This is a genomic window from Micromonospora sp. B9E7, from assembly GCF_039871815.1.
Taxonomy (GTDB): Bacteria; Actinomycetota; Actinomycetes; order Mycobacteriales; family Micromonosporaceae; genus Micromonospora.
On sequence record NZ_JBDPLX010000021.1, the window covers coordinates 75,538 to 97,063 of the forward strand.

General features: G+C 69.9%; 21 protein-coding genes and 1 pseudogene. 11 read left to right on the forward strand and 11 right to left on the reverse strand.

The features are described 5' to 3' along the window. The first annotated feature begins 126 nt into the window (after positions 1-126). The 3 genes and pseudogenes from ABGB10_RS26755 to ABGB10_RS26765 all read left to right on the forward strand — a co-directional run bounded on the left by ABGB10_RS26755 (position 127) and on the right by ABGB10_RS26765 (position 1,935). A complete protein-coding gene (locus ABGB10_RS26755; protein WP_347663735.1) occupies positions 127-621 on the forward strand; it encodes a helicase-related protein in 495 nt (164 codons plus the stop codon). A 96-nt stretch (positions 622-717) separates the two neighbouring features. Then, a complete protein-coding gene (locus ABGB10_RS26760) occupies positions 718-1,284 on the forward strand; it encodes a hypothetical protein (protein ID WP_347663736.1) in 567 nt (188 codons plus the stop codon). A 2-nt stretch (positions 1,285-1,286) separates the two neighbouring features. After that, positions 1,287-1,935 (forward strand): annotated as a pseudogene (locus ABGB10_RS26765) (nucleotidyl transferase AbiEii/AbiGii toxin family protein). Positions 1,936-2,319: 384 nt separating this feature from the next. Here the strand turns inward: ABGB10_RS26765 and ABGB10_RS26770 are convergent. Beyond that, positions 2,320-2,931: a transposase gene (locus ABGB10_RS26770; protein WP_347663737.1), complete on the reverse strand. Its 612-nt coding sequence runs from the start codon at positions 2,929-2,931 to the stop codon at positions 2,320-2,322. 102 nt (positions 2,932-3,033) lie between these two features. Here ABGB10_RS26770 and ABGB10_RS26775 point away from each other — a divergent pair, with 102 nt between their 5' ends. Further along, positions 3,034-3,258 carry a hypothetical protein gene (locus ABGB10_RS26775; RefSeq protein ID WP_347663788.1) on the forward strand — a complete coding sequence of 75 codons (225 nt, stop codon included), beginning with the start codon at positions 3,034-3,036 and terminating at the stop codon, positions 3,256-3,258. Positions 3,259-3,501: 243 nt separating this feature from the next. On the opposite strand, the gene ABGB10_RS26780 is transcribed toward ABGB10_RS26775, so the two are convergent. Continuing rightward, positions 3,502-3,996, reverse strand: a complete 495-nt coding sequence (locus tag ABGB10_RS26780; RefSeq protein WP_347663738.1) for a peptidoglycan-binding domain-containing protein — start codon at positions 3,994-3,996, stop codon at positions 3,502-3,504. Positions 3,997-4,291: 295 nt separating this feature from the next. Between ABGB10_RS26780 and ABGB10_RS26785 the strand changes: the two genes are divergently transcribed. Beyond that, positions 4,292-5,278: a helix-turn-helix domain-containing protein gene (locus ABGB10_RS26785; RefSeq protein WP_347663739.1), complete on the forward strand. Its 987-nt coding sequence runs from the start codon at positions 4,292-4,294 to the stop codon at positions 5,276-5,278. Between the two features lie 264 nt (positions 5,279-5,542). On the opposite strand, the gene ABGB10_RS26790 is transcribed toward ABGB10_RS26785, so the two are convergent. Then, positions 5,543-5,977 carry a transposase gene (locus ABGB10_RS26790; RefSeq protein ID WP_347663740.1) on the reverse strand — a complete coding sequence of 145 codons (435 nt, stop codon included), beginning with the start codon at positions 5,975-5,977 and terminating at the stop codon, positions 5,543-5,545. Between the two features lie 390 nt (positions 5,978-6,367). Between ABGB10_RS26790 and ABGB10_RS26795 the strand changes: the two genes are divergently transcribed. From ABGB10_RS26795 to ABGB10_RS26810, 4 genes are all read left to right on the forward strand, one after another. Further along, complete coding sequence (locus ABGB10_RS26795) at positions 6,368-8,440, forward strand: copper-translocating P-type ATPase (RefSeq protein WP_347663741.1); 2,073 nt, start codon at positions 6,368-6,370, stop codon at positions 8,438-8,440. 46 nt (positions 8,441-8,486) lie between these two features. Beyond that, the gene (locus ABGB10_RS26800; RefSeq protein ID WP_347663742.1) at positions 8,487-8,960 is read left to right on the forward strand and encodes a hypothetical protein; all 474 of its coding nucleotides are present in this window, start codon (positions 8,487-8,489) and stop codon (positions 8,958-8,960) included. Positions 8,961-9,042: 82 nt separating this feature from the next. Then, on the forward strand, positions 9,043-9,750 hold the full coding sequence (locus ABGB10_RS26805; protein ID WP_347663743.1) for a DUF305 domain-containing protein: 708 nt from the start codon (positions 9,043-9,045) through the stop codon (positions 9,748-9,750). A gap of 740 nt (positions 9,751-10,490) precedes the next feature. Beyond that, entirely contained in the window at positions 10,491-12,110 is a 1,620-nt protein-coding gene (locus tag ABGB10_RS26810; protein WP_347663744.1) for a protein kinase, read from the forward strand. A gap of 32 nt (positions 12,111-12,142) precedes the next feature. On the opposite strand, the gene ABGB10_RS26815 is transcribed toward ABGB10_RS26810, so the two are convergent. Further along, complete coding sequence (locus ABGB10_RS26815; protein WP_347663745.1) at positions 12,143-12,760, reverse strand: TetR/AcrR family transcriptional regulator; 618 nt, start codon at positions 12,758-12,760, stop codon at positions 12,143-12,145. 82 nt (positions 12,761-12,842) lie between these two features. On the opposite strand from ABGB10_RS26815, the gene ABGB10_RS26820 reads away from it, so the two are divergent. Together ABGB10_RS26820 and ABGB10_RS26825 are read left to right on the forward strand one after the other, a co-directional pair. Next, the gene (locus ABGB10_RS26820) at positions 12,843-13,271 is read left to right on the forward strand and encodes a hypothetical protein (RefSeq protein WP_347663746.1); all 429 of its coding nucleotides are present in this window, start codon (positions 12,843-12,845) and stop codon (positions 13,269-13,271) included. Positions 13,272-13,282: 11 nt separating this feature from the next. After that, entirely contained in the window at positions 13,283-13,693 is a 411-nt protein-coding gene (locus ABGB10_RS26825; RefSeq protein ID WP_347663747.1) for a hypothetical protein, read from the forward strand. A 101-nt stretch (positions 13,694-13,794) separates the two neighbouring features. Here the strand turns inward: ABGB10_RS26825 and ABGB10_RS26830 are convergent, their stop codons facing one another. From ABGB10_RS26830 to ABGB10_RS26860, 7 genes are all read right to left on the reverse strand, one after another. Continuing rightward, positions 13,795-14,799, reverse strand: coding sequence for a hypothetical protein (locus ABGB10_RS26830; RefSeq protein ID WP_347663748.1), 1,005 nt, complete (start codon positions 14,797-14,799; stop codon positions 13,795-13,797). 99 nt (positions 14,800-14,898) lie between these two features. Further along, positions 14,899-15,786, reverse strand: coding sequence for a helix-turn-helix transcriptional regulator (locus ABGB10_RS26835; RefSeq protein WP_347663749.1), 888 nt, complete (start codon positions 15,784-15,786; stop codon positions 14,899-14,901). Positions 15,787-15,859: 73 nt separating this feature from the next. Continuing rightward, positions 15,860-16,846: a MerR family transcriptional regulator gene (locus ABGB10_RS26840; RefSeq protein WP_347663750.1), complete on the reverse strand. Its 987-nt coding sequence runs from the start codon at positions 16,844-16,846 to the stop codon at positions 15,860-15,862. 121 nt (positions 16,847-16,967) lie between these two features. Further along, a complete protein-coding gene (locus tag ABGB10_RS26845; protein WP_347663752.1) occupies positions 16,968-17,627 on the reverse strand; it encodes a dihydrofolate reductase family protein in 660 nt (219 codons plus the stop codon). A 56-nt stretch (positions 17,628-17,683) separates the two neighbouring features. After that, on the reverse strand, positions 17,684-18,340 hold the full coding sequence (locus ABGB10_RS26850) for an AraC family transcriptional regulator (protein ID WP_347663753.1): 657 nt from the start codon (positions 18,338-18,340) through the stop codon (positions 17,684-17,686). A gap of 244 nt (positions 18,341-18,584) precedes the next feature. Then, a complete protein-coding gene (locus ABGB10_RS26855) occupies positions 18,585-19,979 on the reverse strand; it encodes a glycoside hydrolase family 6 protein (RefSeq protein WP_347663754.1) in 1,395 nt (464 codons plus the stop codon). Positions 19,980-20,185: 206 nt separating this feature from the next. Beyond that, positions 20,186-21,460 (reverse strand): cellulose binding domain-containing protein, encoded by a 1,275-nt coding sequence (locus tag ABGB10_RS26860; protein WP_347663755.1) that lies wholly within the window; start codon positions 21,458-21,460, stop codon positions 20,186-20,188. Positions 21,461-21,526: the final 66 nt, after the last annotated feature.

Below are 21,526 nucleotides of genomic sequence, written 5' to 3' on the forward strand. Positions count from 1 at the left end.
CGCTCTGCTGATCTTCAGCAAGCGAGCACAGCAACGCGCGGGTGCGACCCACTAACACGTAAACCAAATAGGAACCCGCAGGTAGTCAGCCTCCGGGCACAGATAGAGCGTCGTCTTAGGAAACCGATGCTCTATCCCCTGAGCTACGGGGGCGCGAGCGCACAGTCTAGCGACCTGGGGTTCACCTGGGGTGGCAGGGAGTGGCCCACGTTCACCCACGTTCCCGGGCCGCCGTTCTCCCAGCCCAGGGCACTCACCGCTCTGCTCGCCGCACGCGGACATCAGGCGCTCGTGCTCCAAGGCGCGATGAGCACCAGCGAACGGCGGACCATCGTTCACCGGCTCGACGGCGCCAAGGCCGGCGACGGCCTGCTCGTCATCGGCACTACACCGTTCATCGGTGAAGGCTTCGACGCCCCAGCCCTCGACACACTCTTCCTCGCCGGCCCGATCTCCTACGACGGCCTACTCGTCCAGTGCGCCGGCCGCGTCATCCGCGCCGCACCCGGCAAGGACGTCGCCGAGGTCCACGACTACCACGACCCGGCCACCCCCATCCTCGCCGCCTCACTCCCACGCCGCATGCCCGGATATCGGGCACTCGGCTTCAGCAGAACATGAGTGCATCCGATCGCGATCACCATGGCTGGTCCCGGCGGTTACCCGGAAGTGACCGAAAGCCAAGCGCGCTTGGCCTAGCGTAGTAGGCTGACGAGCATGAGCCGGTTCTCCGAGGACGAGCTGCATGGGGTTGTCTCCCGGTACGAGGCGACGCGGGCGGCCGCGTTGACCGAGCGGGACGAGCAGCTGCGGGCGTTCCATGCGGCCGGCTGGCGACCGGTGGATCTGCAGCGGGTCACCGGGTACAGCCGGGAGACGATCCGTCAGGCGCTACGACCGGAAGTCCGACGGGCGACCAACATCAGCCGACGCAGGACATCACCCCAGCCGCCGGCGGACTACCGGCCCTACGGTGACCGGAGGCCCTACGTAGTGGCCGAAACCCTTACCGCGCTGCATGGCCCGACCGAGGGCACGGTGACGCTTCCGCGTCATCTTGACTGGTCCGGGCAGGCCGAGTACGACCTTGACCGGACCGCACGCCTGGCCAGCATGTACAAGGTGGTGCTCACCGAAGCCAGTACGGTCGAGGATCTGAACACCTGGCTCGACGCCGACCTCCTCCAGCAGCTCTGGCCCACCCTCTGGCTGCCACCCCAACTCCGCCAACGCTGGGAAGAGACCTTCCCCGAACTCGCCGCGACCCGCAGCAACGCGGCGTAGCGGTGGATCCCTTCCACGAACGCCTCGCCCGTACCGGGCTCGGGGCGGCCGACCGATACGGCTTCGCTCTGGCCGGCGGCTACGCGGTCCAGGCCGCCGGACTCCTCGAGCGGCCCAGCGAGGACGTCGACCTGTTCACCGCCTGGGACCGCCGGCGGGAGTTCACCGCCGCGGTCACCGCCGTCGTGCACGCCTACCGAGACGACGGCCTGACCGTCGAGACCGAACGGCAGTACGACACCCTTCGCCCGGCTGGCTGTCACCGACGGCGTGCGGGTCTCCAAGGTCGAACTCGGCGTGGACTGGCGTGCCAACGAACCGATCCTCATGGCGATCGGACCGGTACTACACCCCGACGACGCGGTAGCGAACAAGATGAGCGCCCTCTACGGACGAGCGTTCGCCCGGGACTTCATCGACATCGACGCCACACTCCGATCCGGCCGCTACACCCGCGAAAACCTCCTCGCCCTCGTGCAGCGCGCCGACCGTGGTTTCGACCGGCGCGTCTTCGCCGACGCCCTCGGACAAGCCACCCAGCTCGATCCCGACGACTTCGCCCAGTACGGTGTCACCGGCCGAGCGCTGGACGACCTCCGAAGCCGATTTGCGGAGTGGCGCCGCGACCTGCTCGACGACAAGGAAGGATGACTCGGCTCCCGACTCGCGGCAGCGTTAAGCCTGTACCCGCAGGAACCGCGGCGTTCCAGCTGATCTTCGGCAAGCGATCGCAGCGAGCCTGCGAAGCGACCGGCACGCAACGGCAGACGATAGAAAGCCGCAGGTCGTCGGCCTGTGGACACCGGCGGAGCGTCGGGTTAGGACACCGATGCTCTATCCCCTGGAGTCTCTACGCCAGTTCGCATGGCGCCAGCTCTGCTGATCTTGGTTGTTTGGGCTGGTAGGGGGTCTTGTCGCGGATGCAGGCCCAGAGGACGTTGAGGCGTTGTCTGGACAGTGCGGCGGTGGCTTGGCGGTGGGTCTTTCCTTCAGCTCTCTTCTTGTCGTAGTAGGCGCGTGATCGTGGGCAGTGGGTCAGCGCGGTGAAACTGGACATGTGCCTGCGTGGGCGAGGAACTCGGCGGCGAGAGTGGTGCCGATACCAGGGAGACTCGTGACGATCTCCCAAAGTTCGTGCTCGGCGACAACTACGGCGATGGTTTCCTCGATGGCGGTGATGCGGTCGTTGATCGCTTCCAGGTCGATGGCCATCTGCGCCAGGATCCCGGCCGCAGTGGCCTCTCCCGCCACGGCGACGGTCTGCGTCCGCGCGGCGGTGAGGACTTTGGCGGTGAGTGCCTTGGCGGCCCGCACGCCGTGCTGGCGTAGGTAGGCCAGGATGCGGGCTTCACCGGCACGGCGCAGCCCGGCGGGGGTCTGCCACTGCGCGAGGAGCCGGAGTGCACCCCTGCTGCGCAGGTTCAGCGTCTTCTCCAGGACGGGGCTGATCATGGTCAGTAGGTCCTGGATGCGGGCGGTGATGCGCACGCGGTCGGCGACCAGGCCCAGGCGGCGGGAGACGAGCAGCTTCAACTGCTGCTGTACCCCGTCTGCGAGGGTGAGGGTCGGCAGACCAGTGCGGATGCGCAGAGTCTGGGCGATGACGTGAGCGTCGGTCTTGAACTCGTAGTACTGGTACTCGCTCATCGTGGCCTACCTTCCGGCCCAGTGCCGGTAGGCGTCGCTCCACCCGGCACCGTCCGGCGCGGGGGTGGGTAGCGGTAGGTCGAGAAGGTCGACCCGTTGCCGGTGGCGGCCTCGGACGCAGACCGCAGCGACACTGTCCGCAGTCAGCTCGATCAGCGACTCCGCAAATCCACCTGGGACACCCCCCGCTTCATCCAGGGCTACGACCTCACCCTCGACGACCGCCTGATCCTCCCGCGGGGCCTGCGGCACACCATCGCCACCATCGTCGAACACGCCGGATCGCGGCTGGCCGTCACGGACCTACGAAACTCCGGTCCACGCTGACAGTTGCCGGATGAGGGTCCGCGCAGTGGGCGCGCTCGCGTCGAACCTGAGGTTCCGGATCATCTGGGCACGCCGAGTTACCGGCTCCTGCACGTCACGGCCCGGATCACCGCCACCGCCCGCAGGACCCGGCTCGCCATCGGCGCCGGAACCGAGGATCAGGTAGCGATACAGCGGGACTCATGCCGAAGGACGCCGACGCTGACTTCGGCACGAAAGTCAGCGTCGGCACAGGTTGCGAGACTAGAACGGCGGGTTATAGCAGCTGATGAAATCAACCGATCCGTCTCGGGGATCACGCCAGTAGTCCGGCCACCGCATCGCCTGACGGGTCGCCGGCCCGTATACGCCGTCAGCGCTCACGCCGAGGCGGTTTGCCTGGAGCCACCGAACGGCATCCACCGTGCCGGTGCCGTAGAAGCCGTCTGCTCCCCCGGTGTCGCGGATGCGCTGGGCGGCAGAGGTGCTGCCGTAGCAGCGGAGGATGGCGTTCTGCAACGCCCGCACGGCGTTGGAGCTGCCCGTCTGCCATTGCATGTAACAGCTGAGACCGTTGCCGGTACGCGCGGGAACCACGTAGTAGTTGTAGACGGCCAATCCATCGGTGCGGTGCACTGTCGTGTTGCACGGACCGTAGGCGGCGTGGGCCGGCGCAGCCGTCATCGGGCTGGCCACCAGACCGCCGGAGAGGATGAGAGCCAAAGCCCCCAACAATCCGATGCGCCTGCGGGGCGTCATGGATACTCGTTGCACGATGAAGTCCTTCTGTCGGTGGTGTCGCCTCAGCGACGACCTCGCCACGAACCATAAGGTTGTCGTGGGTTTCGGACTTTGCCGTCCGTGCAGGAGACTTTGTCTGTGATGCACCGCTTCAGTCGGTGCTGCATCAAGCGAAAGGCTGCGCCTGCCCGTCAGAGCCGTCGCACGGCGGGCAAACTCGTCCGAGCGATGTCGGAACGGGACTTGTCGAGGGGGTACGTGTGTGGGAACCGGCAGGCCGCCTGCATGAGCGACGCAGACGAGGGTCTGTCTCATGAGTCCCGTCCTGGACACCGCGTTCATACCTCCGCATGACCGGGAGGAAGCGATCCGGTACGCGGTGTGGGACTCTGTGGTCGCGGTCGACATCGACCACCGGCCGCCGGCTGAGGGCATCTCCGTCCGAATGGGTCTCGGCACCATCGGGCCCGTCCGGATCTGTTCGGCGCGGGCGACCGCGGTCACCGTCCATCGAACGCAGCGGCTGGCCCAGGCGGACGAGGAACCGGCCGTCTTCCTCGGCCTACAGGTGACGGGCACCAGCATCGTGGCGCAGAACGGTCGCGAGTGCGCACTGGGGCCAGGGGAGTTCGCCGTGTACGAGTCGATCGCTCCCTACACACTCAGCTTCGCCGAGGGAGTCGACCACCACTTCATACGTTTCCCCCGCGCGGCACTCGCGCTCCCCGACCGGCTGGTACGAGAAGCCACCTCAGTCACCTTGGGTTCCGACAATCCCCTCGCGCGCCTCGCCTCCACCTACTTCCATCAGCTCGCCGTCGACGGGGAGCTGCACCAGGGCGGGCACGCCGACGCCGCCGTGGAACCCAGCGTCGAACTCCTCCGTGCTGTCCTGACGTCCCGGCACCATGACTCCAGCCTGGCCAAGGCGCCGTTGGAGGCCACGCTCAGCCTGCGCGTCACTCATTACATCCGGCAGCATCTAGCTGATCCTGATCTGTCCGCGGAACGGATAGCCACCGCACACAACATCTCCGTACGTCACCTCTACGCTGTGCTATCCCGGTCGGGTATCAGCCTCGGAGAATGGATCCGTACGCGCCGCCTGGCCGAATGCAGGCGAGAGCTGGCCGGCCCGAATGGTCGGCTACGGACTATCGCGGCGATAGGACGGAGCTGGGGCTTCGTGGACGCGACCCACTTCAGCAAGGTGTTCAGACAGGCGTACGGAATCTCGCCTCGGTCCTGGCGCGACCAGAACCACCCCGCTCCGCCTACAGATCTTGACTCGTCAGGTTGAGTCGGGTTCGAGGCCGGCAAGGGGCAGGAAGCCGTCGAGCAGGTCGGGGAGGTACTGGATGCGCTTGAGCCGGTTGCGGATGATCGCCAAGAGGTGGTCGGGGCGGCCAGGGTCGGGGGCGCGCCCACGACTTGGGGACCAACAGCGGGACCTGGCCGACCGGGTGAGCGAGGACCGCGAGACGGTGAGGCCGCTGCCGGGCAGTTGGCAGAGGACGAGCGGACGGAGCTGGCCCGGCCGCGGCGGGAGGACGCGGAGCTGGCACTAGGGCGTGGTGTCCTCACTGGAACGCCGGGGTCGTCTCGGTGCGGCTGGCGGCAGGTGGCTGGTAAGAGTGATCCGGCCGCCATCTCTTCGATCACGCAGACCGCTGCGCCGCGCGCCCGGTCGTTGAACGTAGGCGTCGTGGGCGTCGGTCTTGCGCTCACCGTGGAACGCCTCCGCCATCCGTGAGGTGACGGTGCCGCTGACGTAGCGCACGTCCGCGCCGCGATCGAACAGGACCGCCAGCAGCAGTGACGCCGGTCCGCCGCGGAGGTCGACTGCCCAGCGGATCGGCTTACGGCGTTTGCCGAGCCGCCCGACGATGCCGGAGATGGCCTGCTGGTCGTTGGGAATCTTCTCAGACAGAACTACGGTGCCGTCGTCGTCGACAACGCACACGTGGTGGTGGGTCTTGCCGACGTCGACGCGGCCCACAGGCTGCCCATCGTGCACCACCCTTTTCGGTTGTCTGGTCAGGGGCGTGGACCCGCCGCGGTTCAGTAGCCACAACTTCGGAAAGGGCGATCGGTCGCAAGTCTCCATCCAGTGCTGATACAGCGGTCATCAGCGAGGGCCGGGGCGTCCTACTCCTAGCTGGCGATGACATCGGGGCAGCACACACCCAGACAGTCACCCGTCCCTCCGGGTCCACCCATCAGACGACAGAGTTCCATGTCTGGTTGCGGGTCACGACGGACACCTGGAGCCCACCGCCGCCGGGGGTGGGCACCCCCGGGCACCACGCCGCCCACCGACTGGGCGAATTGCGAGACACTGGCAGATACCCCCGGGGGGTATATAGTGATGGCGAAGGGAGGTGGCGAGATGTCCCGAGAGACCTCTGAGCAGGAGAGTCACCCGACGGCGCACCACGCGGCGGGGCACGGTGGGCACGACAAGCACGCCGGACACGACCCGGAGGTGTTCCGGCGTAAGTTCTGGCTGACCCTGGTCCTCACCGTGCCGATCGTGGCCACCAGTCACATGGTGATGGACTGGTTCGGCTACCGCCTGGACTTTTCCGGCATGGAGCTGGTCGGGCCGGTGCTGGGGACCGTGGTGTTCGCGTACGGCGGCTGGCCGTTCCTGCAGGGCGCGGTACGTGAGGTGCGGGACCGGGCGCCGGGCATGATGCTGCTGATCGCGATGGCGATCACGGTGGCCTACGTGGCGTCGCTGGCCACCGCGCTGGGTGCCTTCGACCTGGACTTCTGGTGGGAGTTGGCCGCACTGGTCACCATCATGCTGCTCGGCCACTGGCAGGAGATGAAGGCCATCGGGCAGGCGCAAGGGGCGCTCTCCGCGCTCGCCGCGCTGCTGCCCGACGACGCCGAACGCGTCGGCGAGGACGGCCAGCCGCAGGCGGTGTCGGTGTCGGAGCTGCGTCTCGGTGACATTGTGCTGGTCCGCCCGGGTAGTCGGGTGCCGGCCGACGGGCGGATCGTCGACGGGGCTGCCGAGCTGGACGAGTCGATGATCACCGGGGAGTCCAGACCGGTGGCGAGGAGCGTCGACGACCGGGTGGTGGCGGGCACGGTCGCCACCGACGCGGCGGTCCGGGTCCGGGTGGACGCGCTCGGCAACGACACCGCCTTGGCCGGTATCCAGCGGCTGGTCGCTCAGGCGCAGCAGTCCAGCGGCCGGGCGCAGGTGCTCGCCGACCGGTTCGCCGCCTGGCTGTTCTACATCGCCACCGCCACCGCGGCGGTCACCCTCGTCGTCTGGACCGTCGTCGGGAACCTCGACGAGGCCGTCGTGCGCACCGTGACCGTGCTGGTGATCGCCTGCCCGCACGCCCTCGGCCTGGCCATCCCCCTGGTGATCGCCCTGTCCACTGCCGTAGCGGCCAAGGGCGGCATCCTGGTCAAGGACCGGCTCGCCCTGGAGCGGATGCGCACCGTGGACGCGGTGCTGTTCGACAAGACCGGCACCCTGACCCGGGGCGAGCACGTCGTGACCGGGGTGGCCGGCACCGGCGGCACCGGTGACGACGAGGTGCTCGCCGTCGCGGGCGCGGTCGAGGCGGACAGCGAACATCCCCTGGCCCGGGCGATCGTCGCCGCCGCGCAGCAGCGGCAACTGTCGCGCCGGGCGTCCGGGTTCCGGTCGCTGACCGGGCGCGGCGTGCAGGCGGAGGTCAACGGCGTCACGTACGCGGTCGGCGGCCCGGCGCTGCTGCGCGAGGTGGACGCGACGGTGCCGGAGGACCTGGCCGGTCGTACCCGGCAATGGGCCGGCCGGGGGGCGGCGGTGCTGCACCTGCTGCGCCTCGACGGCGACCGGGCGGCCGTGGTCGGCGCCCTCGCGCTGGCCGACGAGGTCCGGCCGGAGGCCCGGCAGGCCATCGCCGACCTGCGCGCCCAGGGCGTCCGGAAGATCGTGATGATCACCGGGGACGCCCGGCCGGTCGCCGACGCGGTCGCCGCCGACCTCGGCTTCCGGGCCGGCGAGGACGAGGTGTACGCGGAGGTGCTTCCTGCCGACAAGGACGACGCCGTGGCCGACCTGCAGAAGCGGGGCCTGCGGGTGGCGATGGTCGGCGACGGGGTGAACGACGCCCCGGCGTTGGCGCGGGCCGACGTGGGCATCGCCATCGGCGCCGGCACCGATGTGGCCATCGAGTCCGCCGGGGTGGTCCTGGCCTCGTCGGATCCACGCGGGGTGACCGGGGTGATCGCCCTGTCCCGGGCCTCGTATCGCAAGATGATCCAGAACCTCGCCTGGGCCGCCGGCTACAACGTGGTTGCCCTCCCCTTGGCTGCCGGGGCGCTGGCCTGGGCCGGGGTGACGCTCAGCCCCGCCGTCGGGGCGGTGCTCATGTCGGCGTCGACGATCGTGGTGGCACTCAACGCCCAACTGCTGCGCCGGGTGCGGCTGCGCCCGCAGGAGACGGGGTGACCGGGTTCGCGACGCGAGCCGGCAGGCGGCCGGTAGCGTGGTGGCCGTGACCGGTGTGTCGGCGGTGCGAGGCGGATGGCTCGTCCGCCTCGTGCTGCTGACCGCCACCCTGATCGGGCTCGCGGCGATGCACAGTCTGGGCCACCAGCCTGCCGGGGCCGGCCCGCACCACGGCTCGGCCGTGCCTCCGAACAGGCACGCGGTGGCGCAACCGGGAGCGGTCCTGGCGGCGGTTGCCGCGGTGAACGCCGCAGTCCCGCATGGGTGTGCCGGGGAAGGGTGCGTGGGCCTGACCGCCGCGCCGGGTGGCGCGCCGGGACACATGCCCGGGTGGGCGGTGTGCCTGGCGGTCGTCGGCGCGTTCGGGGTTTCGCTGGCGTTGACGGCGGCCCTGCTGCTGCGCCGAACGGGCATCACATCCCGCGACCGCAGCCAGCCGTCCGTGACGGTTTCCCGGGGCCCGCCGGCGTGGTTCCCGATGGGCCGACGCGTCGCCGCACTGTCGGTGCTGCGCATATAGAAGCGCCCCGCGACGGTCACCTCCCGGTGCCCCCGCGCCCGCTTCCGCGCACGTCCACCGATTCCGAAAGGCTTACCTCATCATGTCCCGTACCCTCCTGCGCCGTGCCCTCGTGGCCGGCGTGAGCCTCACCGCCGCCGCCGTCCTGGCCGGCTGCGGCAGCAGCGACGACCACGTCGCGGCCGGCGGCGGCCACGGCTCGCCCACCGCCACCGCCCCGGCCGACAGCACCTCCGCCGAGGGGCACAACGCGGCGGACGTGATGTTCGCGCAGATGATGATCCCGCACCACCAGCAGGCCGTGGCCATGGCCGACCTGGCCGCCACCAGGGCCGCCGACCCGCAGGTCAAGCAGCTCGCCGCCCAGATCAAGGACGCCCAGGCGCCGGAGATCGCCACGATGAGCGGCTGGCTGACCGCCTGGGGCACGCCGACGCCGAGCGGTGCGCCCACCACCATGCCGGGCATGGACCACGGCGGCACCGCCATGCCGGGGATAAACCACGGTGGTAGCGCCGCCCCGACCGGCTCTGGGATGCCGGGGATGGATCACAGCATGCCGGGCATGATGTCCGACGCCGACATGACCCGGCTGGCGGCGGCCTCGGGCCGGGACTTCGACCGGCGGTTCCTCACCATGATGATCGCCCACCACGAGGGCGCGATCACCATGGCCCGGACCGAGGCCGCCCAGGGCGCCAGCGCCGACGCGAAGGCGCTCGCCGGGCAGATCGCCACCACCCAGCAGACCGAGATCGACACGATGAAGACCATCCTGGCAAGGATCTGACCGGTGTGGTGCGGTGGCTGGACCTGTCCGGCCACCGCACCCGTCGGCACGCATACGCCAGATTGGTCATCATGCCCGCCTCGGCGTGGTGGGCGTTGTGGCAGTGGGTCATCCACTAACCGTCGATCGGCCTGCCGATCCAGGACGCCGTCGTCGGCGCGCTCAACGTCTACGCCCGCACCCCCACGCCTTCGACGACGACACCGTCACCATCCTGGAAACCTTCGCCGCGTACGCCGCGCGGGCCTTGCGGGTGCATCACCAGGGGGCGGGCCACCGTCGACGAGTACCTCGCCGTGCCCGGCCACCCGGAGATCCTCGCCTGCGGCGACGCCGCTGCCGTACCCGACCCGGCCCGCCCCGGGGAGATCACCCCGATGAGCGCGCAGCACGCCGTTCGACAGGGCCGGCCGGCCGCCGACAACATCGCCGCCTGGGCTCAGGCCCGGCGCCGACGTGCCACTCGACACCGCCGCACCGGAACTCGTCCGCCGCCGAGTCCTCCCTCCCGAGACCGCCGGCCGGGCTCTGAGCTACGCGGCCAGACCGCCAGGGAGGAGCGGGAGCCGCCCTGCTGCGGTGGCCGCACCGAAGACGTTGCGGGTCCACCTCACTCGTGGACGGCATCGACGGCGCTGGGTGGACGGACGATAGGCTGCGGGCGGCGTCCGACTGACCTAAGGGGAACGGGTGATAGGCGGAACGGTTCGCGCGGTGGTCGCGGTCTGTGGACGTCCGGCGTGAACGACGGGTTGCGTCCCGGTGACCCGGTCCGCCTCGGCGGGTACGACGTGCTCGCCCGGCTCGGCGACGGCGGCATGGGCAGCGTCTTCCTGGCCCGCTCGCCGCAGGGACGGCGGGTGGCGGTCAAGGTTGTCCGCCCGGAACTCTCGCACGACGAGGAGTTCCGGGGTCGGTTCCGTAGCGAGGTGAACCGCGCACGCCAGGTTCCACCGTTCTGCACCGCCGAGGTCCTGGACGCCGACCCGGACCATGACCCGCCGTACCTGGTGGTGGAGTACGTCGAGGGTCCCAGTCTGGCCGAGGTGGTCCGGGAACAGGGGCCGCTGGGGGCGGCTCAGCTGCACAGCATCGCGGTCGGGGTGGCTACCGCGCTGACCGCCATCCACGGTGCCGGGGTGATCCACCGGGACCTGAAGCCGGCGAACGTCCTGGTCGCACCGGGCGGGATCAAGGTCATCGACTTCGGCATCGCCCGTGCGTTCGAGGCGACGAGCCAGCACACCCGGACAAACCAGATGGTCGGGACCGTCTCGTACATGGCTCCGGAGCGGTTCGACACGACGTCCGGCGCCTCGGTGGGCCCGGCCGCGGACATCTTCGCCTGGGGTGCCGTGGTCGCCCACGCCGCGACCGGCCGCAACCCGTTCGGGGGCGACTCCGCTACCGCCACCGCCATGCGGATCCTCACTCAACCGCCGGACCTGACCGGGCTCGACGGGCCGTTGCGGGAGCTGGTCTCCCGGGCGTTGGAGAAGGATCCCGCCGCCCGGCCCACCGCCCGGGAGTTGCTCGACGGGTTGTTGACCGCAGGGTATCCGGGGGGTGCTGGCGGGCCGGCCCAGCTCCCGGCCGCGACGCCGACGGCGAATGCGTTGCCCGCTGGCGGCGGTGACGACCAGGGCCGGCGGTCGATGCCGTCGGGGCTGGCCACGGCCGGTCGCGCGGGCTTGGGCCGGCGTGGCTGGCTCACCGCGTTGGGGGGGACCGCCGCGGTGATCGCGGTGTTGGTGCCCGCCTTCCTGGTCGGCCCGAAACTGCTGCGCGGCCAGTCCAAACCGGACCCGACCGGCCCGGCGGCGACCGGCAGCCCGGCAACGAGCGGGCCGGCGGCCACCGCGTCCACGGCCCCATCGGGTACGCCGACCGCGTCACCGTCGACCAGCGCGGACCCTACCCGGGCCATGCTGGCCGGTCAGCGGCGATTCCTGCTGCACGTGGTGGAGATCGACCGCGACCTGGCGCTGCCGTCCCACGGCGAGCTCGAGGTCGGCGACGGCACCGGCGAGGATGCGCTCTTCGTGCTCGAACCGGTCGGCGTCGACTACATGATCAAATCGGTGAACCCGGAGATCGCCCACCGACCGTGCCTCGGGGTCAAGATCGATTCAAAGGGGTACGCGTCGCTGGTGGGTGCCGAGTGTTACGCAACCGCCGCAACTCTGTTCGGGATAGCCCGCGAGGGCAAGGACGACAAGGGACGCACGTCCTACTCCATCGTCAACGACGAGTACGGCGTGGTGCAGTGGAGCCCGACCAAGAAGGAGATCTACGTCGAGTTTCTCGGTGACGCCCCGATCGACACCACGTTCAGCATGGTCGACCGAGGCGCGGTCTGACTCGCGTCTGAGGGGTCCGGCCGGTCTCACCGTCAGCGCAGCAGCGCCATCCGGTCGATGACGGAGTCGCGCAGCTCCGGTGGCCATGGGAACAACGGCGCCGCCACCTGGAGCTGGGCGAACCCGTGCAACCCGACCCAGAGCGCCGTCGCGTCGCCGAAGGGGTCCGCGCTGGCCGACCGTCCCGCCGCAACGCAGTCGGCGAGCGTACGCCGGAAGACCTCGAAGGCTCCCATGCCGAGATCGGCGAGCGCGTCCGCCATGGCCGGGGCCCGTTCGAGGGCCTGTCCGGCATCCCAGACAGCACCGAACATCACCCGGTACTGGTGGGGCCGGCGTTCGGCGAAGGCCAGGTAGACCGCGCAGATCGCGCGCAGGCGCTCCACCGGATCCGCGTCATCCGGTACGCCCAACTCCTGCTCCAGAATGCCGAACGCGCGTTGCGCGACCGCGAGCAGGATCGAGTCCAGGTCCGGAAAGTGCGGATAGATCGACGGCGCGGAGATGCCGGCCTGCCGGGCCACCGCCCGCAGGGTCACGTTCTGCGGCGTGCCGTCCTCCAGGAGCTTCATCGCGGCGTCGACGATCTCGTCGCGCAACTGAGCACCTTCGCCGCGCTTGTTGCGGGCACGTGTTCGCGGTGTGGTCACTCCTTGACTTTACATGTGTTAGGCGAACATATAAGTTAACGAATGTAAGTTTACATTCGTTTCCCGGAGAAGAGGCTCCCCCATGACCGCCGTGACTGCTCACCGCATCGGCATCGCCACCCCCACCCGCCGCGCAGATCTCGTCGGCCGCTGGTTGGCGGCCCTCGCTTCCCTCGCCACCGCCGTCGCGTTCGTCAACGGTGTGCTGCTCACCATCAATGCCAGCGACGATCGCCTGTTCATCGAAGGCTGGCGGGTGTCCAGCTTCGGCATCTTCGCCGCGCTCTTCGTCCTGCTCGCGGTCAGGCCGCGCCAAATGGCCGGCGTCTGGGAGGTCGTGCTCGTCGGCAAGGCCGCTCTCGTCGTGTTCGGCGCGCTGATCGGAGACGTCCCCGAGGCGCGACTGTCGGCCATCATCGACTTCGGACTCGTCGCCGTCGTCGCGTCGGCCTACGTGCTGTGTCGCGGCTGGTTGGCGTGGCGTCCCGCGACCACCAACCCGACCCGGTGACGGGGACGACCATGTCCTCCACCTCGCATCCCCGCACCCAGGAAGACCGCGCCTCCCGACGCTCGGACCGGACCGCCATCATGTCGATCTGGGCGGTCCCGGTCCTCGTCATCAGCCAGTTCGCCATGCTGGCCATCGTCCCGGTCACCCTTGCGCTGATCGTCAGCCTGCGGCACGCCCATCTCCGTGGAATGCGCCGCTGGACGGTCGCTCTCGCCACCGCCTACGCCACACCACTGGTCCTCTGGGCCATCGGGCCCGAACGCGCCCCGAGCCTGTCCAAGGACATGCACCCGGTCTTCGCCGCACTGATTGTCGTGGCCGCGCTGGTTGCGGGCGCCGCCTTCCACCTCGGCCGTCGACGCCCGAGCACGCCGGACGGGTCATCCAGCGAGCCGTCGGACTTCCGGGCCGCCCGGTGACCGAGCCACGTCTCCCCCGCCTGAGCGGAAGCGTCGGATCGCCCGTCGCCGTCATCCGACGGTGGCGGGCGATCCGACTGCTCAGTATCGAGGGGGACGGGTCAGCGGCCCGGCAGGGTGCCCAGTGCGAGGTTGGGGTCGACCCCGGTGGTGTACGCGGCACTGAGCACGTAGAGGGTGCGGCCGCGCACGGCCACCGAGGTCGGATTCTGCAGCCCGTCGGCGGCGGTCAGCAGCGTTCGGGACCGGCCGGCCGCGTCGATGCTCACCACCGTGTTCGGTCCGTTCAATGCGGCGATGACCTGTTGATCGCCGGCGCCGACGAACGCGAAGTCGTCAATGCCGACCAGACCCGTCGCCGCGACCCGGACAGGGCCGGGCCGGCCGTGCCGCAACGGAATGCGCAGCAGCGTGCCCTGGTCGAGGTTGGTCGCCCAGATCGCGCCGGCGCGTACCTTGATGCCGTTGGCACCGAGGAAACCCGCCGCGGCGAGCTCGGGTGCCGAGGACCAAACCTCGACACGGCCGCCCTCCAGGGCGACGGTCGAGATCGTGCCGAGCACCGAGTCGGTGAGGTAGAACCTCTTCGCCGCCGGGTCGAACGCCAGGCCGTTGGGGAGCCCGTCGGCCGGCAGGGCGGCGATGCGGTGCGGGGCCCGGCCGGGGCGTAGCCGGTACAGACCGGTCGAGGCGGCATCGCCGCTCGCGTACAGGAAATAGAGGGTGCCGTCGGTCGTTCGGACAATGCCCGTGGTCAGCGCGAACGTGAGCACCGGCGTATTGACGCCTCCGTCGGCTGGAGCCGGCAGGGTCGCCAGGATCCGCGTCCCGCCGGACGGGGTGACTGCGGCGACCTGTCGAGAGGCCGCGAAGGTGACGTAGGCCGTGCCGTCCGGGCCGATGGCGACGTTCTCCGGCATCTGCCCCTTCGTCACGTCGAAGTGGACCGCGATCCGCGAGGGCATCGGCGGGGCAGACTGCCGGGCCGGCCCCTCGGTCCGGGTCCGTCCGGTCGCGGCCGGTGCGGCGCTCGACGGCACGACGGTCACGGCGCCGATCCCCGCCGCTGCGAGAGCGACTGCGAGGGTCATCATTCCCTTGCGCATTTCTTTGTCCTTACTAACGGTCCTGTTGATTGGCGTGGAGCGGGCACGACGGGTCCGGCGCTCCTTTCGGAGCACCTCGGGACGAGCGATGGGGTAGTGCTATTCGCGCAGGACAGGCTTTTGTGGAGTGCCGGCACGGGTGGTGACCGCGCCGTGCACGAGCAACGTCATCGCCGCGTGCGATGCCGAGCCGGGTTCGGTGGTGGCGACGACGACGGTCTGACCGTCCTCGGTACGCAGGGTCTGCTGCGTCACGTCCATGGTCCCGACCAGCGGGTGACGCATCTGGTGGACGGTGTCGCCGCCGGCCTTCACCCGGTGGTCGGCCCACATGGTGGCGAACTCCGGACTCCGCACTGTCAACTCGCCAACCAGCGCGGCCATCAGCGGGTCGTCCGGATGCTGCCCGGAGGCCATCCGCAGCGTCGCGACCACCGCGCGGGCCTTGGTGGGCCAGTCCGCGTACAGGTCGTGGGTGTGCGCGTCGAGGAACACCAGCCGTGCCATGTTCGGGTACTGGTTCGGCCGCTCCGGGATCTCCGGGCTCAGGTGACCGGCGAACAGGGCATGACCCGCGGTGTTCCACGCCAGCACGTCGGCGCGGCGGCCGAGCACCACCACGGGTACGTCACCAAGCGTCGCGACGAGCTGGCGGACCGCCGGGCTCACTCGCTCCGGGGCCGGGCGGCGCACGGCGGGCCGGCGGCGCGTCCCGGCCGCCAGTTCGCTCAGGTGGCGGCGCTCCGCGTCGTCGAGCCGCAGTGCCCGGGCGAGCGCGTCGAGCACCTCGGGTGAGGCGTTCACGGCCTGACCCTGCTCCAACCGGGAGTAGTACGACACGCTCACCCCGGCCAGCAGGGCCAGTTCCTCCCGGCGCAGCCCCCGCACCCGGCGCCGCTCACCGTAGGTGACCACGCCGGTGTCTTCCGGCCGCAGCTGGGAGCGCCGGGCCTGGAGGAAGTCGCCGAGCTGTCCTCTCGCGTTCATGACTCGAAGTATCGCGAGCCCTGCCTGCGCCAACCACTCCCTGCCAGGGGTAGGCACCGCATGGCGAGGCCGATCAGGAAGGCGGTAGAGCGGACGCGCGCAGCGCGTCCGCCAGCCACTCGTAGGGGAACCGTTCCGGTGGCGCGTTGTTCACGGTGGTGACCAGCTCCATGTACCGGTCGAACGGCCCCTCCGGCGGCCTGCGGTCCCACTCCGCGCCCCTCAGCATCTGCTCGGCCGCCTGGATCCGGAACTCCGGCGTGTCCGGGATCCCGGGGCTGTCCGCTATCGCGAAGATGCCGGTAAGCCACCCGATCCACTGGTCGGCGATCTCCCGGCCCCTGGGCGAGTCGGGCGGCACCTGCTCGCGGGCCGCGTCCATCACCGGCTGGCCGATCGCTGCGCCCGCCTCCAGTGCGTCCAGCATCGGCGACGAGGTCATCAGCGGCCCGGCCCCGGTGGTGCACGCCTCGTACAGCTCACGGCGTACGGCCTGCCGGACCTCGGTGTCCTGGACCAACTCGGCCAGCTCGATCCACGCCTCCAGCTGGGCCGCGCTGGGATGGTCGGGCAGCTCCGGTCGGGCCGCGCGCCACCACTCGACCATCCGCTCCGGCGGCTCCCAGCCGGCAGACACCTCGATCCAGAACTCGTCGATCAGCCGGTCGCGTTCCTCGTCCGACAGGCCGACCAGCTTGTGCATCAGCGTGACCTGCTCGGCCGTGGAGTCCTGCCGGAGGATGGCCGACAGCACCGCGCGACGGCTGCGCAGCCGCGCCTCCTGCCGTTCCAGCAGCGCCAGGTGGGTGGCGGCCAGCTCCCGCAGCGTCGCCTCGCCGGCCAGCACCCGCCGGATCTCGTCCAGACCGGCGTCCAGCTCCCGCAGCGTCCGGACCAGTTCCAACCGGGCGATCGCCGACACGTCGTACCGGCGGTGGCCGGTCGGGGTGCTGGCGGCCGGCGTGACGACACCGGCGTCCGCGTAGTACCGGACCGCGCTGACGCTCAGACCGGTCCGCCGGGCGACATCCCCAATGGCGTACAGCTCGTCTCTGTCCACGACGCCCACTATGCGATCTCAAGCGGCTCGAGATACAAGCCCTTCATCGGATCACCGCCAATGGGGAGACGCCCCGGCGAACCGGCGGCCGGCCAGGGCGGCACCTGACGCTGCACCGGTGTCAGGAGCGGACTGCCGTCGAGCGCCCCTCGTCTACCGTGTACGCGCCCGCCGAGATCCTGCCGAGGGTCGTGGGGGTCAGGGTCAGCGAGACAACGCCGCCAGGCAGCACGTGCGAACTTCCTTCCGGGGTCGCGAATGTGGCGGGCGTCGACCCGTCCGGGAACAGGCGCTTCCCGGTTCCGACGACGACCGGGTACTGGAGCAGCCGGTACAGATCGACAAGTCCGGCCCGGTGCAGCGCCTGCACGAGCTTCCAGCTGCCGTGAACCTGGAGTTCCTTGCCAGGCTGCTCCTTGAGCCGGCGCACGTTGTCGACGACCTCGGTGCGGAGGACCGTTGTCGGGCTCCAGGCGGCCTCCTCGTCCGTCATCGTCCTGCTGACGACGTACTTCGGCAGTGTGTTCAGCTTGCTGGCGATCAGGTCGTCAGGTGCGGTGACCTTTGGCCAGTACCCGCCGAGCAGGCCGTAGCTCGTGCGGCCGAAGAGGAATGCGTCCGCCTCACGGAACCAACCTTCGACGACCTCGTTGGTGTGCGGGGATGCATGTGGGACGAGCCACCCGCCCCGGTCGAAGCCCTCCGAGCGGTCCTCGTCGGGAGCTCCCGGTCCTTGCATGACTCCGTCGAGGCTGACGAAGACGTTGACGCTGAGCAGCACGGTTCTCCTCCGCATTCCGATCGGGAACAGCAGCCGGGGCAGCCGGCACGCGGAGGTTAGCTGCCTGGTTGGGGGCAGATCTTGTACAGAAACGACATGGATGCGTCGTCGCCCGCTTGCAGCCCGCGCGCGGTGCGCCCGACGTAGCGCCGCAGCGCGTGTGCCAGGTGAGCCTGGTCGAAGTACCCCAGCGCCTCGACGACCGTGCGCCAGTCGAGGCCGCCGCGCAGCATCGTGGCGGCGGCGTTCACGCGGTCGATCTGGGTCACAGCGGTCTGCGACAGGCCGGTGCTGGCGTGGTACTGCCGCTGAAGGGTTCGTCTGGACCGGTGGCCGGCGAAGTGCTCCTCGTTCAGACGCGATCGCACCAGTAGACCTGCGTCCCGCAGGCGTCGGACGAACTGCTCGACATTCTCGTACGTCGGGGCTTCCCAGTCCTCACCGCCGATGACCACCCGGCCCGAGTCGGTCACCGGGAGAGCCACGTGGCCGTCGACGAGTGACGCTGCGGGATGCGGCCGAAAGACGGTGCCGAGCGTGAGCCGGATCCCGAGGAACTCGGCGTTCGGCGGGACCGGCGCACTGGTCGCCCTGGTCTCCGGCCCGCGCAGGCTGGCGAACAACCGCCCCTGCATCCGCGTGAGAATCAGCTGGCAGCACGTGCGCGCTGCGGATGTCATCGTGTCTTCGGCGTCGCTGGAGGTGCGCCACACACGGCTGACGATGCTCGCGTCTGTCTCGGTGTCACGATGTTCGAATCGCAAGCAGGGCCTCCTCCGCCGCGATCCACCAGTGTCGGCTCCTGAGCCTAGGGGATGGCCGACTCTCGTGGAGTCCTCGTCATTCCGAGCGCCGCTCCGGCGTCATTCCGAGCGCCGCTCCGGCTCGTACCGCAGGACGGCGACGGCCCGGCGCGGAGAGAGTGTTCCTCCGCGCCGGGCCGCGACATCGGGTGGGTCAGGCGGTCACGCAGGTGGCCGTCGTGCCCGGGCCGGTGCCGGTGCCCTGGAAGCCGAAGTTGGTCGACTGCCGGCCGGCGATGCGTCCGTTGTAGCTCGCGTTGCGGAACTGGACGGTTCCGCTGGTGCCGCTGGCCTGGGCGTTCCAGGTGCCGGTGACCGCGGTGCCGCCCGGCAGCACGATGGTCACGGTCCAGCCGTTGATTTCCGACGTGCCGGCGGTGACCGTCACGCTCGCGGTGAAGCCCTCGGCCCACTGGTTGAGCGCCACCGACGCGTAGCAGCCGTCACCGGGCGGCGGCGTGGATGGGGCCGGCGGGGTGGTGGTCGGGGGCGTGGTGGTCGGGGGCGTGGTCGTCGGCGGCGTGGTGGTCGGCGGGGTCGTCGTCGGCGGTGTGGTCGTCGGCGGGTTCGGTGCGCCGTTGGCCAGGCTGAAGGCCAGGTCGGGCTGGAACGAACCAGCCGTGTAGCGGCAGCCGTCCGCCTCGCCCGGAGGCTTCACCCAGAGGTACGCGTCGATGTTGGCGTCGCCGGTGTTCGTCGTCGGGTACTGCCCGATACGGCGGTCGGTGTTGTCGTCGCCGCACCAGTCCCCGCTGGCACCTCCGTTGCGGCTGGTGTCGATGACCTGGCGCTTACCCGAGATGCCCATGCCGTTGAGGGAGGAGATGACCGAGCGGCCGAAGTTCGCCTCGTTGGAGGTGGAGTTGTAGTTCGACACGTTGCTGAAGAAACCGTCGGCGTACTGCACGCCGGCTGCCCGCAGTCGGTTCGCCGTCTCACCCGCGCTGTTCCAGGTGGAGTGGCCGGCGTCGAGGTACACCTTGGCGTTGGGGTTGGCCGACTTGATGGTCCGGGTGGCCGTCGTGATCGCCTGGTTGCGCGCGTTGATCTCACTGCTGCTCAGGCACGTCAGCAGGGCGAGCGAGTCGGTCTCCAGGATGATCAGGACCGTCTGGCTGCCCAGACCTCTGGCGAAGTTGGACACCCACGTCTGGTACTGGTTGAGGTCCGGCGCCCCACCCGCGCTGGCCCCGCCACAGTCCCGGTTGGTGATCTCGTACACCGCCAGCACCGGGATCTGCTGTGCCGCGTTGGCAGCGCCGATGTGCTCGGAGACCTCGGCCTGCACGGTGGACGGGTTGAAGTTGGCGAACCAGCGGGCCTGCGGCTGACTCGCGATCTTGTCGCGGATGACGCCGGCACGGGAGTCGCCGGGGTTGGCGGCGACCCAGCGGACGACTGCCGAACTCGGGTCGCGGTAGAGCGACCCGGACACCGTGCCGGCGGACGCGCCGCCGACGGCGAAGCAGACGCCAGCGGCGACGGTGCCCGCGATGGCAGCCACACTGATGGCCGCCGATCTGCGGCGGAGTGGGGAGAGGATAGCCACGACGTGTTTCCTCCTGATCACATTGATGTATCTAAGTTCATGGGAGCGTTCCCATGGACGGTAGCGGAGGCGCGCCCCCCTGCCAAGGTGTGGAGACTTGTCGATGCGGCAGCGGCCACGTTCGCGCGTCATGGCTCGCGTACCTGGGCCACCCGGGACCTGTAGGGCCCGGAGCCAGCCGGCTCCGGGCCCTGATGCTGCCTCGGTCAGGGGCTGGTGCAGGTGACGTTGCCGGGTGGAGTGGAGCCGTCGCCGGTGGCGGTGAACCCGAACGTGGTCGAGGCGTTCGAGCCCAGCGTGCCGTTGTAGGCGGCGTTCCGCACGGAGACGTTGCCGGTGGTGCCGGTGTTGGTTCCGCTCCAGAGGCTGCTGATGGCCTGGCCGCCGGCCAGGGTCAGGCCCACGGTCCAGCCGTTGATCGTCGTGGTCGTGTTGTTGGCGACGGTCACCTCGCCCTGGAAGCCGCCGGGCCAGCTGTTGACCGCCCGGTAGGTGGCGGTGCAGGTGCCCGGTTCGCCGGTGGGCGGCGGGGTGGTGGGCGGCGGGGTGGTCGGCGGCGGAGTCGTCGGCGGAGTCGTCGACTCGAACTGGCTGAAGAACCTCCAGATCTCACCCGAGGTCCACGTCCGGGAGTCGTTGGGGCTGCCCGACCCGTCGACAGGGCTGGGCGTGTGGTCGCCGTCGAACGCCGCCCACTGCACCGGGTATCCGGCTCTGCAGCCGGAGTAGGCGGTGGTGATGTGGGTGAGGCTGCCTCGGCTGGGCTCGCGCGGGCTCTGCGCGGTGCAGCCGTTGTTCCGCACGAACGTGTCGCGCAGTTGCCGACCCTGGGAAATGTTCAGCACGCTGTCGAAGGTGCCGTGGATGCCGAAGTAGGCGACCGGCTGGGTACCGCCGTTACATCCGCTGAGGTTGGCGCCGGATATGACGGTGACCGCGCGGATGACGGTGGGTCGGGCGCAGGCCACCGCGTAGCTCATGGCTCCGCCGTAGCTCCAGCCCAGGGCGAAGCGCTGGGTCGTGTCGACGCAGAGGTCGTTCTCGATCTGCCGGGAGATGTCGTCGAAGAGGGTCAGGTCCCGACCGTTGGTGTTGGCCCAGCCGGCGTTGATGCCCTGTGGCGCGACGAAGATCGCGCTGTTGTTGGACAACGGCTGAAGCCCGTAGTAGCCAGCCGAGCTGACGTTGTTGGCCGAGCCGTTCAACCAGTGGAAACCGAAGATCAATCGGTAGGGACGGTTCCTGTCGTACCCGTCCGGGATCCGCAGGTTGTAGGTACGGCTCTGCCCGCTGCTCTGGATCGTGCGCGTTCCGCTGGTCAGCGTGGGGGCTTTGCCGCAGCCGGCGGTCGCCGCGAGGGTGCCGTTCGTCGAGGCCACAGCGGCTTCGCCGAGGCCGCCGCTGAGCGCTCCGCCGGTGGTGGCCGCGAGGAGAAGCGCCGCAGCCGCGATGGATGGGAATAGGTGCCTACGTTTGAGCATTGCTTGGCTCCTTGCCAGTGGGCGTCTGGTGCTCATGACTCGGCAGCGGCACAGAGTGTGTGCGTC

What these genes read in the sequence shown, in the direction of transcription:
- ABGB10_RS26830 (WP_347663748.1), bottom strand. Translation starts at nt 14,799, where the DNA reads ATGCGCAAGGGAATGATGACCCTCGCAGTCGCTCTCGCAGCGGCGGGG.
- ABGB10_RS26785 (WP_347663739.1), top strand. Translation starts at nt 4,292, where the DNA reads ATGAGTCCCGTCCTGGACACCGCGTTCATACCTCCGCATGACCGGGAG.
- ABGB10_RS26755 (WP_347663735.1), top strand. Translation starts at nt 127, where the DNA reads ATGCTCTATCCCCTGAGCTACGGGGGCGCGAGCGCACAGTCTAGCGAC.
- ABGB10_RS26760 (WP_347663736.1), top strand. Translation starts at nt 718, where the DNA reads ATGAGCCGGTTCTCCGAGGACGAGCTGCATGGGGTTGTCTCCCGGTAC.
- ABGB10_RS26780 (WP_347663738.1), bottom strand. Translation starts at nt 3,996, where the DNA reads ATGACGCCCCGCAGGCGCATCGGATTGTTGGGGGCTTTGGCTCTCATC.
- ABGB10_RS26795 (WP_347663741.1), top strand. Translation starts at nt 6,368, where the DNA reads ATGTCCCGAGAGACCTCTGAGCAGGAGAGTCACCCGACGGCGCACCAC.
- ABGB10_RS26835 (WP_347663749.1), bottom strand. Translation starts at nt 15,786, where the DNA reads ATGAACGCGAGAGGACAGCTCGGCGACTTCCTCCAGGCCCGGCGCTCC.
- ABGB10_RS26820 (WP_347663746.1), top strand. Translation starts at nt 12,843, where the DNA reads ATGACCGCCGTGACTGCTCACCGCATCGGCATCGCCACCCCCACCCGC.
- ABGB10_RS26825 (WP_347663747.1), top strand. Translation starts at nt 13,283, where the DNA reads ATGTCCTCCACCTCGCATCCCCGCACCCAGGAAGACCGCGCCTCCCGA.
- ABGB10_RS26805 (WP_347663743.1), top strand. Translation starts at nt 9,043, where the DNA reads ATGTCCCGTACCCTCCTGCGCCGTGCCCTCGTGGCCGGCGTGAGCCTC.
- ABGB10_RS26770 (WP_347663737.1), bottom strand. Translation starts at nt 2,931, where the DNA reads ATGAGCGAGTACCAGTACTACGAGTTCAAGACCGACGCTCACGTCATC.
- ABGB10_RS26860 (WP_347663755.1), bottom strand. Translation starts at nt 21,460, where the DNA reads ATGCTCAAACGTAGGCACCTATTCCCATCCATCGCGGCTGCGGCGCTT.